Below are 12269 nucleotides of genomic sequence, written 5' to 3' on the forward strand. Positions count from 1 at the left end.
TTACATCTAATTGGATAAAAACAATGACGATTTTTATATCACACTCACTTTATTTCTTAAAAACTGATCGGCTAAAACTAAGGCAGCCATTGCCTCTACAATCACCACTGCTCTTGGCACCACACAAGGATCATGGCGACCTTTACCTTTAATTTCAGATGCCTCGCCCGCTGCATTTATGGTTTGCTGATTATGCATAATTGTAGCAACTGGTTTGAACGCCACTTTAAAAGTAATATCCATTCCATTAGAAATGCCTCCTAAAATACCACCGGCATTATTGGTGACTGTTACAAAACCCTTCCCATCAGGAGAAGGATTTGGGATGGGGCTATCATTGTGCTGTGATCCTTTTAGTTCACTTCCGGCAAAGCCAGAACCATATTCAAAACCATGAACCGCATTAATGCTTAACATTGCTTTGCCTAAATCGGCATGTAATTTATCAAAAACAGGTTCGCCCAAACCAGCCGGGCAACCTTTAATTATACATCCAATTTTACCACCAACCGTGTCGCCATCTTTTCTTATTCCATCTATAAATTCGATCATTTCATGTGCAGTTGCCGGATCAGCACAACGAACGATGTTCTCTTCTCTGATATTCAGCAAAGCTGATAAATCATTACTTTCCAGATTAGGTGCTTCGATGGTTCCTACTGAAGTAACATGAGCGAAAATTTCGATCCCTTGTTGTTTCAAAAATAATTTGGCAATGGCACCGGCTGCTACACGGGCAGCAGTTTCGCGGGCAGATGAACGACCGCCACCACGATGGTCGCGAATCCCATATTTGGCATCATAAACATAATCAGCATGGCTTGGGCGATACACATCAACATTATGACCGTAATCTTTTGAACGTTGATCTTCATTCGGAATCAATAATGCAATTGGTGTTCCAGTACTTTTTCCTTCGAAAATACCCGACAAGATTTGGACAGTGTCGCTTTCTTTTCTTTGGGTAGTAATTTTCGACTGTCCTGGTTTACGCTTATCCAGTTCTGACTGAATAAAATCCATGTCGATATCTAATTGCGCCGGACAGCCATCAATAATTACTCCAATGGCTACGCCATGAGATTCGCCAAAGGTGGTGATGCGAAATAGTTGTCCGAATGAGTTGCCTGCCATTTTATTTTAGATTGATGATTTTAGATTTACGATTTTTAAGTTCGTATTGTTTTGGTCTTTATACTTAATACTCGCTACTATTTAATGATTGAGTGGTTGATTTTTGAATGATTACATGGTTCAACGCCCAATCTTGATACTTAATACTAGCTACTTGATACTATTTACTATCTACTAAAAACCCCGCCTTTTTCAAATCTTCCCAAAAGAATGGATAAGATTTTTCCACTACCTGCATGTCTTCAATCTCCACTTCATTAATTAATAGGGCGAGTGGCGCGAAAGCCATAGCCATGCGGTGATCTTCGTAAGTTTCGATGGTGATTTTTTCAGGAAAATGAAGTTCGTCTGTATTCAGCGTGTAAACTAAGTTATCCTCTGTTAACGTTACACCAATTTTAGCCAGTTCCTTTTGCAAGGCAGCAATGCGGTCGGTTTCCTTAATCTTTAAAGTTTCTAAACCAGTAAATGACATATTTTTCCCAAGTGCAGCCGCGATAACGATGATCGTTTGTGCTAAATCAGGACATGTTTTTAAGTCTAAAACCTGATCGGTATCTAGAGATAAACCTAAGTTACTGATCGAAATACCTGATTCCGTATTGCTTGTTGCAATGCCAAAAATCTTCATGATTTTTTGGATCTGGCTATCGCCTTGAAGACTTTTTTCCTTCAATGCGGGTAAACTAATTTCGGCTTCATCTGCCAATGCAGCAATGCTGTACCAGTATGATGCAGCGCTCCAATCCGGCTCTACCACTAAGGTGCCTGGCTTAAAAGCCTGGGGTTTAATCGTAATTGAATTATCACTCCACAAATGTTCAATGCCCACTTCAGCCAACATATCTAAAGTCATATCAACATATGGTTTAGAGGTTAATTCGCCTTCAATTTCTAATGTTAGTCCTTGAGGTAGTGTAGGAGCAATCATCAGCAAAGCTGAAATATATTGACTACTAATATCACCTTTGATTTTAACCTCAGCCGTTTTCTGATTAAAAGGGCCGGTAATATTCAGCGGCGGAAATCCTTCAGATTCTGCGTAAGAAATATCAGCACCAATGGTTTTCAAAGCTTCCGCTAAAATCCCAATCGGCCGTTGTTTCATTCTTTCCGTTCCGGTTAAAAGGAAATTCCCGTTTTTCGCCGATAGATAAGCAGAGAGAAAGCGCATGGCCGTTCCCGCAGGACCAACGTCTACGAGTCTTGAGTCTTGAGTCAGGAGTTCGGAGTCTTCCCTCAGGGCGGTTAAAATTCCATCAAGTGTAACGGTATCTGCTGCATTGGATAAGTTGTCAACCTTCACGAGTTTATTGCTCAATGCACTAATAATTAAGGCCCTGTTGCATTCGCTTTTTGAACCTGTTAACTGGATTTCCGTGTTTATGTTCTTGGTTCCTTTAAAAGAAACTAAGGCGTTTTTTGACATTTTATTTGTGATTTGGCCCCATCCAAATCCTTCCCTGAAGGGAGGACTTTATCAAAAGCTTATTACTTGCAAATTTAAAAATCATCAATGTGAAGTTTGAAACAATTAATGAGATTGCTTCAAACCTCGCAATGACCTTGTGCTTTAGACCTTGCTTTTCGCTTTAGTCTCCCAGCTTTATTCCTTAAGCTTTTATCTCGGTATGTTGTTCTGCAGCAATTCCTTTTTCAGCTTTGCCAGCATTCATAATTTCAGTTTGCTTGCGGATAGACTCACCATGTACCAATTCTAAGAATTTCTCTGTAAAGTTTAGGTCTAACTTTAATGCTTTTGCAAAAGCGTGACCTTTTTTAATGATTGAATCCCAACGGTTAACCTGTAGAATAGTTACCTGGTTATCGCGTTTAAACTCTCCGATTTTTTCAACGATAGCCATACGCTCGCCTAATTTTTGCAATAGAATATCATCGATTTTATCGATTGATTTACGCAAGTCAGCTAATTGATCAGCGAAAGCTTCATTTGGTGCTTCAGGCTCACGAACCGTTAAACGATCAACTAACTCTGATAAAGCTGCTGGTGTAACTTGTTGCTTAGCATCTGTCCAGGCAACTGATGGATCTACGTGAGATTCGATCATTAAACCTTGCATATCTAAATCTAATGCTTTTTGAGAGATGTAAGGAATTAACTCACGGTTACCACAAATGTGACTTGGATCGTTGATGATCGGCAATTCCGGACAAAGTGTTTTTAATTGAATAGCCAGTTCCCACATTGGTTCGTTACGGAAAGAACTTTTCTCGAATGAAGAGAAACCACGGTGAATGGCACCAATTTTAGTGATTCCTGCTCCATTGATACGCTCAATTGCACCAATCCATAATTGTAAATCAGGATTAACCGGGTTTTTAATTAATACGGGTACATCATGACCTTTTAACGCATCAGCAATTTCTTGTACAGTGAAAGGGTTTACAGTAGAGCGTGCGCCAATCCAAAGGATATCAACACCGGCAGCTAAAGCCTCTTCAACGTGTTTTGCATTGGCAACTTCAACAGCTGTTGGTAAACCAGTTTCTGCTTTTGCACGTTTTAACCATTCTAAACCGATGCTACCAATACCTTCAAATTCTCCCGGACGGGTACGTGGCTTCCAGATACCAGCTCTCAAAACTGATACTTTACCAGTTGCTGCTAATAAATGTGCTGTAGTTAATAATTGCTCTTCAGTTTCTGCACTGCATGGTCCGGAGATAATTAACGGTTCGTTGTTAATGTTTAACCAGGTGTTTAGCGGTTGGATGTTTAAATTAAGTTTCATGTTTTGGGGTTTTGAAAGTCCGGAGTCCATAGTCTGAAGTCCGAAGATATATTTTGATTAAAATTATTTACGTTTTTTACTATTTGTCATCGGATTCCTGACTTAGGACTTCCGACTTATTTACACTTTATCGTTCTTTTGATATTCGCCTAGGATATTAAAGTTCGACGTATATTTTAAAGCTTTTCTGATGGCTTTATCATACTTCTCTGTGCTTGGCCATTCCAGATCGACATAAAAGTAATATTCGCTTCGTTTTCCCAACACCGGCATAGATTGTATTTTTGTTAAGCTTACCTCTTGTTCTGCGAAAATGTTTAAAACTGTTGCCAATGAACCAGCTTTATGGCCAACCTGAAAACAGATGGATGCTTTGTTTATTTTTTTGCCTTCATCCGTTTTGTCTTTTTTAAGGATGAGAAACCGGGTATAATTCTTCTTGTTTGATTCTACTCTTCGTTCCAGGATGTTTAAACCGTAAAGTTCTGCAGCTAAAGTGTTTGCGATGGCCATGGTGTCGGTTAATTTTTCTTCCTGAATCCGTTTTGCACAAGCAGCGGTATCATTGCTTTCTACAATTTTAATATGTGGATAATCGTAAAAGAAATCGATGCATTGGCGAATGGCAATAGGATGGGAGGTTACGATTTCAATATCGTCAAATTTCACACCTGGTAATGCCATTAAGTGCAATTGGATAGGCAGGTAAACTTCGCCTACAACTGAAAATCCATAATCGCGGATCAGTGTATAATTTGGCAATAAACTCCCGGCAATAGAATTTTCAATCGCCATTACCACGAAGTCGGCATCGTTTTTTTCCAGCTTATCGCAGGTTTCTTTAAATGAATTACATTCTACAGTTTCGATGTTTTTACCAAAGAATTTGTAGGCTGCTTCTTCATGAAAAGATGCTTTAATACCTTGAATTGCTACTCGTTTTATCGTTTCCATTTTTGTGTAAAACAAAAAAGTCCCGGCTGCTTGCCGGGACTTTTTTATACATTTTAATATTGTTATATATCTTTTTGCATATTAGCCCCGGCTCTTACTAAAATAGTAGAAGTAACCAAAGTAATATGTGTTGAATAATTTCATTTTTGTTTTTGAATGAGCCAAATGTAATAACAAAATTTAATTTGTCAATAGGAAAATGAAATTATTTTTGATAAAATTTAATTTTGTTTGATTTAGACCGTTTTAAGGATTGGTATGAACCGTATTTATAATAACTATAAAAGGCTATTAATGATATTTTGAATATCTTTCTTTGAAATTGTTGCTTCTTCTGATTTGTCGTAAATGTAAATCATCACGATTTCATCTTCAGTTTGAATATAAGTGATAACTCGATAACCACCACTCTTTCCTCTTCCTTTGCTTTTAATGGCAAGCCTTATTTTGAAAATGCCATTACCTAAATCAATTCCGGTTTTAGGGTTATTCTTTAATATTGATTCTAATTGAGTTAAATCGCTTACTAATGATAAGTGTTTCTTTTTTAATTGCTTTGCTTTTTTAATGAAAATAGGGGAATAGATAATTTTGATTCCCTGCGTCATATATCGTTTAAAGTTAAGGATGATATTTTTCCACTTTTAATATCCTTTGCCTCTTTTATACCTTGTTTAATTCCATTAAGCAACTCTTGCTTTTTAGAACTTTGGATAACCTTGGCATCAATTCTTTTTAATACTTCCAGAAGAAAATCAGTGTCGTTATCTTTTACTTGTATGGTTAATGTTGTCATCTCAAATTGGCTTAAATCAAAAATAATAATTAAATCTATAATAAACTTAATTTCTTGATAGCAAGAAAAATACTTTTGTTTCAGAGAAGCAATTTTACGACTATGCAACATAATTACTGAAAGTTAAGATATTAGGATTGCTTCGTGCCTTATAATGACGTTTAAGGAGCAGAAAAATTAGAGTGCTAGACTAACGCGATCGTCAATTGCAAGGAACGGTTTTTTCCGTTTCGTGGCAACCTCATTGCAGCTAATTCGCAAGTACGTTCAGGTGTAGAAAACTATCATTTAAAACTTACGAAGTTTTCCGGCGCACAGTCCAAGTAAAATTCGAAAGTTGATTTCAATTTTATTATTTTACAATATTACTTATTTAGGGCCTTAAGCCTTGCCTCGAAATGATATTAAATATAATCCATAAAATCAGCAAATAAAAGCAGTAGCGATCGCTATAGCTAACATACAAGGCCAAACCACTGTTTCTTCGTTCTGCTTTTAGACCGGCATGGTCAATTTTTCGGGATAGCACTGTCAAAGCCTATTCACTGACTTTAACAGAAAAATTGCGAGTTGGCAACTTTGCTTCTTTGGTTGCCCAAAGAAGAGAGCCTGTCCGGCCAGAATAAGATAAAATCTAATTGTAGCAACCTGGGGCGTAATGTCATTCGATATTGATCGTTCAACCTTTTATAGCTTGCAGATACTTCGTGCCTCAGCATGCCAAGCACTTGGCTATAGCGATAGTTTTAAGATTGCTTCGTATCTCGCAATGACAATGCCATTTGCAATGATTTCTGCAGCTAACAACAAACAACCTGTAAAACACAGCCCGTTAATTGTTTATCCTGTCGAACTTAAATCCCGTTGTTTTTCGTTAAAATCTTTAACTTTAGTTTGCTTCGCTAATGCTTCAGCCTCATGCAATTCCTGCTGCATGATTTTCGCGACTTTCGTGCTTCCATCGTGGCTCCAGCCCGGAGGGTTGATGAAATATTTCACCTTATCTATAAAGGTTGGTGCCTTTTTAACATCAGCTTTTAAGGCAATAAACTCATGGAAAATAATATTTACAGGGCCGGTATCTTGTGGTTGTGTGGTTAGGCCGTATTTGATTTTATCTTCAGGTAGTTCGGCTTGAAATGTTCCAAACCACCTATCCCAGAGGATCAAAACCATACCCATGTTCTTATCCAGGTAACGTACATTACTGGCATGATGAACACGGTGGTGTGAAGGCGTTACGAAAACATATTCATACCATTTAGGGAAGTTAATTTTATATTGCGTATGAACTAAGTTTCCGTAAATCTGCGTTACCAGATAAGCAAAAAGGATATCCATTGCTGTGAAACCCATAAAAGCCAATGGCAGGTAAAAGAAAACACGGTACAGTGGTTCAAACACGGTAGACCTGAAACCTGTAGTCAGGTTGAAATGCTCTGAAGAATGATGCGTAACATGCATGGCCCAGAAAAAGCGGACATAATGACCTACTGTATGTAAAAACCAGTAAAGAAAATCCTGGGCAAGAATTAAAATTAACCAATACATCCAGACATTAGAAATCTGAAACAACATGAATTGGTAGCAATATTCCAATAAAAAGAATGTCGCCGTTTTCATGCCCAGATTAATCACAATCGCTGTAACCATGAGGTAGATATTGGTCCAGGTATCGCGTTTGGTATATAATTTTCTGTCGTGCGCATAGCTGAAATACATTTCAACCAAAGTTAAAACGATTACAAAGCCAAATAATCCGCCTACAGAAATATCACTTCCGGTAAAAGTCATTTTTATAAACTATTATAATAATCTAAACTGCTCAAAATATCACCGGTACTTACACGGCAATTAAACGTGCATTTACCTGTCGTTTCTAGTAAAGAAAATAAAATGTTGCCATCTTCATTCTTTTTGTCGCTTTTCATTAATGCTAAAAGCGAATCAATACTTTCTTTTTTAATCTCATATTTCGGGTATAACGACAAGATATAACTGCTGATATCTTTAAGTTCCTCTTTTGTTAGTCCGCTGTTTTTAATGGATAAAGCCGCCTCACAAATAAAACCGATGGCAATTGCTTCACCATGTGTGAGTGGATTTTCATCATTTGCTAATGAATAACCTTCAACTGCATGGCCAATTGTATGACCAAAATTTAAAATCTTCCGAAGATTTTTTTCGTGAGGATCGATGGTTACCACCTCATTTTTAATTTCTACTGAACGGTAAATATCTTCGGCTGATGGTTTTGTATAGTCAGTGGTCTTTAATTTTTCATAGTAAGCCTTATCGTAAATTAAACCATGTTTAATCATTTCGGCAAAGCCTGATAAAAGTTCACGTTGTGGCAAGGTTTTTAAGAATTCAGTTTCAATGAAAACCATTTGAGGCAAGGTAAATGTACCCACCATGTTTTTAACGTTATCAATATCAATACCAGTTTTGCCACCAACTGAAGCATCAACCTGAGAAAGCAGGGTAGTCGGAACATTGATGAAATCGATTCCGCGTTTGTAGGTTGAGGCAATAAAACCACCCATATCTGTGATTACGCCACCGCCTAGATTGATCATCAGGCTTTTACGATCAGCCTCGAAATCTAAAAGGGTTTTCCAGATGCCAATACAAAAATCTATGTTTTTATTTTCTTCGCCTGCAGAGGTTTCAATCAAATCGAAATCAGCGAAATCATCCATCAGGGATTGAAATACTGGTAAACAAATTTCGCTGGTATTTTCATCAGCCAGGATAAAAACCTTGCTGTATTTACCACTTTCTATCAGTGTTTTTAAGGCCTCAAAATTACTTTCGAAATAAACCGAATGGCCTGCGCTTGTTAAAGTTTCCATTAAATTATTTCGATTTTATCTTGTCCAAATGTAATGATGTCGCCAACTCTTACTTTATAGCGTTTGCGAAATTCGACTTCGCCATTGCATTTCACTAATCCGTCTATTACGGCAGCCTGAGCATCTCCACCTGTGCCAACTAAGCCTGTTGCTTTTAACAACTGGATTAATGGAATAAACTCGCCCTCTAATTTGAATTGTATCATTTCAGTACAAAAATACGATTATTTACAGCTTTTTAGTTTTAACAACGGATGCTTTTTATAATTTTGCATCCAACTGACTTATTACATAGCTAAAAATGGATTTATCCCCGAGTAAACAACCGAATTTCGACAATACGGAAGTAGCTTTCCGCCAGAAGACAAACGGTGAATTAAAAAAAGCATTCTGGCTTTTTAAAATGATTGGCAGTAACTTTCTGACCAAGGTTGGGCCTTCAATCACCAATTTCTTTTTAAACATCGGTTTACCCATTCAAGGTGCTATTAAGGTAACTATTTTCCAGCAATTCTGCGGTGGTGAAACCATTGCAGAATGTGATCATGCGATTGCTCAATTGGCAAAAGGTGGTGTCGGTACTATTTTAGATTACTCTGTTGAAGGTGAGGAGGAAGAAGTTGTTTTCGATGCAACTTGTCAGGAAATTATTTTGACTATCCTTCGCGCTGATGGCGATAAAAATATTCCCATTACTGTTTTCAAAATTACTGGGATTGGGCGTTTTGCTTTATTGGAGAAGCTGGATGCAAAGAAAACCTTATCCCCAACTGAACAGGCCGAATTTGATAAAGTAAAATTACGCTGTGAGATGATTTGCAGAACCGCTTTTGAAAAAAGTGTTCCAATTATGATCGATGCCGAAGAGACCTGGATTCAGAATACAATCGATGAACTGGCTTTAGACATGATGCGGAAATTTAATCAGGAACGGATTATCGTGTACAATACTTATCAGATGTACCGCCACGATAAATTAGCAGATATGAAGGCCGATCACTTAATAGCCAAGGCTGCGGGCTTTATTTTAGGGGTAAAAATGGTGCGTGGTGCATACATGGAAAAAGAGCGTAAGCGTGCTGCCGAAATGGGCTATCCATCTCCAATACAGCCTGATAAAGCATCTTCTGATTGCGACTACAATGAATCACTTCGTTATTGTGTAGATCATATTGAGGAAATAGCTATTGTTTGTGGTACACACAATGAAGACAGTAGCCGCCTGTTAACTTATCTTTTGGATGAAAAAAAAGTGGTGCACAATCATCCTCATGTTTATTTCGCACAATTGCTTGGGATGAGCGATAATTTAAGCTTCAACCTGGCAGATTCCAGTTACAATGTGGCGAAATATGTTCCATACGGCCCAATTAAAGCGGTAATGCCATACTTGTTTAGAAGAGCACAAGAAAATACATCAGTAGCCGGACAAACCGGACGGGAGCTTGGCTTAATTGAACGGGAGTTGAAGAGAAGAAAACTGTAATTCATTTTTCAGTTAACAGTTGGTAGTTTTCAGTTTAGGGCGGTTATCTCACTGTCAACTGAAAACTGCCAAGTTATTTCTTTACCTATTTATCAACTTACGAAATTTCAAAAGCCTGTGCGCTGAAGAATTTCGTAAGTTTTGATGGCTGTATTCTAAAACTTTCGAAGTATTTCCCACAACAAAGGCCACCAAAACTTTTGAAGTTGATCTTCATTCATGAAGAATGTTTCTTCTAATTGATCCATGTTTTTAAAAATGGTGTGCTATACACTTGCGAGGATCAATAACCTACATTTAAAGGCCCTGAAATAAATTCAGGGTGACGGGCGCTTGCGTAAATTCCATATATGTTTGGGTAGTCATAGAAACTGCCAATTAAAAATTGCGAATTATTTCTTTACCACAAAAGACTGTTTTCCATTAAGCAAATCATAAAATATGAGGAAATCACTGGCAAGCGTATAGATTGGATATTGAAAAAATGTTGGCTTATTTTTCTCAAAAAAGAAGTGACCAATCCATGGAAAGCCGCAACCAAATAAAGGTAAAGCAATGAAAAAAAGTGATTGGTGAAATAAAAATCCGGTAAAAAAAGTCAGCGCAACCAAGCCTGTTCCAACAAAATGTAATATTCTCGAAGTCGTATTCGTATGTTTTGATAAGTAAAACGGATAAAACTCTTTAAGAGATTTGAATTTCTTCTCGCTCATCTATATAATTCCATTAGCTTTCAAAAAAGATTCCAGTTGCGCTGGCTTTTCCGTCATCAATAAGGTATTCAATCCAACTTTTTTAGCACCTTCGATGTGCTGCGGACTATCATCGATAAATAAAGTCTCAGCAGGATCAAGTTGATTATCCCTTAAAACCTGTTCAAAAATATTGGTGTTAGGTTTACGAAGTTTCATCTGTTGAGAGAAATAAGCCCGCTCAAAAAACTCATCATAATTGTTTAATTGAAAAGTTGTTTTTAGGTAATTGATAATCCAGTCATAGTGAATTTCATTGTTATTACTTAACAAAAACGTTCGGTATTTCTCTTTTACTTTTAGTAAGGTATCATGATTTTCCTGAATAGTGCCAATCAACAAACTGTTCCATGCAGCATCAATTTCTGTATCCGTTAGTTCAGGTTTATTAGCAGCTGTTCTAATTCCTGCACGAAATTCTGCCGGGGAAATTGCACCGGTTTCAAAATCATCAAACAATTGATTATGGCCTTTATGTGCGAAAAAATTTTCTATGTCTGTGATGCCGAGCTTTTGAAATGATGCTTGTGCGATTCTAAAATCTATTTCGAAAATTACATTCCCGTAATCGAAAATGATGTTCTTTATATTTTGCATGCTTTAAATTTTGCAGCAAATATCATTATTTAATCTCAGCGACTATAATTTTTCTATACAATAAGGCTTTGTGCATGCAGGCTTATTATTTTATGATTAGAATAGTACCATCGTCTTTCAACTTATAATAATATTGCGTTTCTTTTTTTCGGTTTAAAATCTCAATATTTTCTACCTCTCCTGTTTTTCCTGTATCGTCTTTAATTAAATCGCCCTGTTTAACATCATCGAGTTGTTGAATGGAACTTTTTTTGTTTAATTTTTTCATAGTTGGAGTGTTTTAGATGGTTAGCTTCTTCATCATTAACACGTGTTTTTTACAATTGGTTTTGTAAATCATTGAGATTCCGTATGTTGTAATGGAAAACTATTTGCCGAATTAAGGGTTCTATCTAACTAATCAAATCAACTACGCATTGTTGTATATCTATTTTTCATTGGAATAGGTCTACTGTAGCAAACCTTTGATTGATTCTACTGTAGATATTAATAATTACTAAAAGCTAATTTATGAATGGTGTAATTACAGCTTATAACAAACAAAGAGGCTTCGGCCTGATCTCGCAGGAGATGGTGGTGCGTAGCATCTATTTCGATATTATAGATTGTAAGGCTAAAGGACTATATATTGGTAGTGCGGTTGAATTCGATGTAGCCATTACTAAAAGAGGAGTTGTAGCTAAAAATATTGTGAGCATGTCTAAGTTGGGCAAAAAGCGTAAAATCAGCCTACAGAAATAACCTACCCCTTAGAAGCCGTCTAAGAATTATAATTTATCAACTTACGAAATTTCCAAAGCCTATGCGCTGAAGAATTTCGCAAGTTTTGATGGCGGTACCATAAAACTTACGAAGTATTTCCCACAACAAGGGCCACTAAAACTTCGCAAGTTCATCTTCATTAGTGAAATTTAGACAACTTCTTGGTATACAATTCGTCAT

The 12269-nt window shown here is 37.0% G+C and carries 14 protein-coding genes; 2 read left to right on the top strand and 12 right to left on the bottom strand.

The genetic code is table 11. The annotated features are described in order from the left end of the window. Positions 1-33 precede the first annotated feature (33 nt). The 9 genes from aroC to ACN1CD_RS18290 all read right to left on the bottom strand — a co-directional run bounded on the left by aroC (position 34) and on the right by ACN1CD_RS18290 (position 8698). A complete protein-coding gene (aroC, locus tag ACN1CD_RS18250) occupies positions 34-1134 on the bottom strand; it encodes a chorismate synthase (protein ID WP_419131856.1) in 1101 nt (366 codons plus the stop codon). Positions 1135-1294: 160 nt separating this feature from the next. Beyond that, entirely contained in the window at positions 1295-2563 is a 1269-nt protein-coding gene (gene aroA / locus ACN1CD_RS18255) for a 3-phosphoshikimate 1-carboxyvinyltransferase (RefSeq protein WP_419131857.1), read from the bottom strand. Positions 2564-2747: 184 nt separating this feature from the next. Further along, entirely contained in the window at positions 2748-3887 is a 1140-nt protein-coding gene (locus ACN1CD_RS18260; protein WP_419131858.1) for a chorismate mutase, read from the bottom strand. A gap of 120 nt (positions 3888-4007) precedes the next feature. Then, on the bottom strand, positions 4008-4841 hold the full coding sequence (locus ACN1CD_RS18265; RefSeq protein ID WP_419131859.1) for a prephenate dehydratase: 834 nt from the start codon (positions 4839-4841) through the stop codon (positions 4008-4010). Positions 4842-5119: 278 nt separating this feature from the next. Continuing rightward, positions 5120-5449, bottom strand: a complete 330-nt coding sequence (locus tag ACN1CD_RS18270; RefSeq protein WP_419131860.1) for a type II toxin-antitoxin system RelE/ParE family toxin — start codon at positions 5447-5449, stop codon at positions 5120-5122. Continuing rightward, positions 5446-5748 carry a hypothetical protein gene (locus tag ACN1CD_RS18275; RefSeq protein WP_419131861.1) on the bottom strand — a complete coding sequence of 101 codons (303 nt, stop codon included), beginning with the start codon at positions 5746-5748 and terminating at the stop codon, positions 5446-5448. Before ACN1CD_RS18275 ends, ACN1CD_RS18270 begins: the two co-directional genes overlap by 4 nt. A 729-nt stretch (positions 5749-6477) precedes the next feature. After that, positions 6478-7431 (bottom strand): sterol desaturase family protein, encoded by a 954-nt coding sequence (locus ACN1CD_RS18280; RefSeq protein WP_419131862.1) that lies wholly within the window; start codon positions 7429-7431, stop codon positions 6478-6480. Between the two features lie 2 nt (positions 7432-7433). Continuing rightward, positions 7434-8492 (bottom strand): 3-dehydroquinate synthase, encoded by a 1059-nt coding sequence (aroB, locus tag ACN1CD_RS18285; RefSeq protein WP_419131863.1) that lies wholly within the window; start codon positions 8490-8492, stop codon positions 7434-7436. Then, positions 8492-8698, bottom strand: coding sequence for an RNA-binding S4 domain-containing protein (locus tag ACN1CD_RS18290; protein ID WP_419131864.1), 207 nt, complete (start codon positions 8696-8698; stop codon positions 8492-8494). The genes aroB and ACN1CD_RS18290 overlap by 1 nt, the downstream gene beginning before the upstream one ends. A 95-nt stretch (positions 8699-8793) precedes the next feature. Between ACN1CD_RS18290 and ACN1CD_RS18295 the strand changes: the two genes are divergently transcribed. Further along, the gene (locus ACN1CD_RS18295) at positions 8794-9978 is read left to right on the top strand and encodes a proline dehydrogenase family protein (RefSeq protein ID WP_419131865.1); all 1185 of its coding nucleotides are present in this window, start codon (positions 8794-8796) and stop codon (positions 9976-9978) included. Positions 9979-10370: 392 nt separating this feature from the next. Here the strand turns inward: ACN1CD_RS18295 and ACN1CD_RS18300 are convergent, their stop codons facing one another. The 3 genes from ACN1CD_RS18300 to ACN1CD_RS18310 all read right to left on the bottom strand — a co-directional run bounded on the left by ACN1CD_RS18300 (position 10371) and on the right by ACN1CD_RS18310 (position 11595). Beyond that, positions 10371-10691 (bottom strand): Mpo1-like protein, encoded by a 321-nt coding sequence (locus ACN1CD_RS18300; protein ID WP_419131866.1) that lies wholly within the window; start codon positions 10689-10691, stop codon positions 10371-10373. Then, positions 10692-11327 carry an HAD family hydrolase gene (locus ACN1CD_RS18305; RefSeq protein WP_419131867.1) on the bottom strand — a complete coding sequence of 212 codons (636 nt, stop codon included), beginning with the start codon at positions 11325-11327 and terminating at the stop codon, positions 10692-10694. Positions 11328-11412: 85 nt separating this feature from the next. Then, a complete protein-coding gene (locus tag ACN1CD_RS18310) occupies positions 11413-11595 on the bottom strand; it encodes a hypothetical protein (RefSeq protein WP_419131868.1) in 183 nt (60 codons plus the stop codon). Positions 11596-11837: 242 nt separating this feature from the next. On the opposite strand from ACN1CD_RS18310, the gene ACN1CD_RS18315 reads away from it, so the two are divergent. Continuing rightward, complete coding sequence (locus ACN1CD_RS18315; protein ID WP_419131869.1) at positions 11838-12068, top strand: cold shock domain-containing protein; 231 nt, start codon at positions 11838-11840, stop codon at positions 12066-12068. The last annotated feature ends 201 nt before the right edge of the window (positions 12069-12269 follow it).

Origin of the sequence: Pedobacter sp. N23S346 (assembly GCF_048515415.1) — a bacterium.
Lineage (GTDB): Bacteria > Bacteroidota > Bacteroidia > Sphingobacteriales > Sphingobacteriaceae > Pedobacter.

What these genes read in the sequence shown, in the direction of transcription:
- aroC (WP_419131856.1), bottom strand. Translation starts at nt 1,134, where the DNA reads ATGGCAGGCAACTCATTCGGACAACTATTTCGCATCACCACCTTTGGC.
- aroA (WP_419131857.1), bottom strand. Translation starts at nt 2,563, where the DNA reads ATGTCAAAAAACGCCTTAGTTTCTTTTAAAGGAACCAAGAACATAAAC.
- ACN1CD_RS18260 (WP_419131858.1), bottom strand. Translation starts at nt 3,887, where the DNA reads ATGAAACTTAATTTAAACATCCAACCGCTAAACACCTGGTTAAACATT.
- ACN1CD_RS18265 (WP_419131859.1), bottom strand. Translation starts at nt 4,841, where the DNA reads ATGGAAACGATAAAACGAGTAGCAATTCAAGGTATTAAAGCATCTTTT.
- ACN1CD_RS18270 (WP_419131860.1), bottom strand. Translation starts at nt 5,449, where the DNA reads ATGACGCAGGGAATCAAAATTATCTATTCCCCTATTTTCATTAAAAAA.
- ACN1CD_RS18275 (WP_419131861.1), bottom strand. Translation starts at nt 5,748, where the DNA reads ATGTTGCATAGTCGTAAAATTGCTTCTCTGAAACAAAAGTATTTTTCT.
- ACN1CD_RS18280 (WP_419131862.1), bottom strand. Translation starts at nt 7,431, where the DNA reads ATGACTTTTACCGGAAGTGATATTTCTGTAGGCGGATTATTTGGCTTT.
- aroB (WP_419131863.1), bottom strand. Translation starts at nt 8,492, where the DNA reads ATGGAAACTTTAACAAGCGCAGGCCATTCGGTTTATTTCGAAAGTAAT.
- ACN1CD_RS18290 (WP_419131864.1), bottom strand. Translation starts at nt 8,698, where the DNA reads ATGATACAATTCAAATTAGAGGGCGAGTTTATTCCATTAATCCAGTTG.
- ACN1CD_RS18295 (WP_419131865.1), top strand. Translation starts at nt 8,794, where the DNA reads ATGGATTTATCCCCGAGTAAACAACCGAATTTCGACAATACGGAAGTA.
- ACN1CD_RS18300 (WP_419131866.1), bottom strand. Translation starts at nt 10,691, where the DNA reads ATGAGCGAGAAGAAATTCAAATCTCTTAAAGAGTTTTATCCGTTTTAC.
- ACN1CD_RS18305 (WP_419131867.1), bottom strand. Translation starts at nt 11,327, where the DNA reads ATGCAAAATATAAAGAACATCATTTTCGATTACGGGAATGTAATTTTC.
- ACN1CD_RS18310 (WP_419131868.1), bottom strand. Translation starts at nt 11,595, where the DNA reads ATGAAAAAATTAAACAAAAAAAGTTCCATTCAACAACTCGATGATGTT.
- ACN1CD_RS18315 (WP_419131869.1), top strand. Translation starts at nt 11,838, where the DNA reads ATGAATGGTGTAATTACAGCTTATAACAAACAAAGAGGCTTCGGCCTG.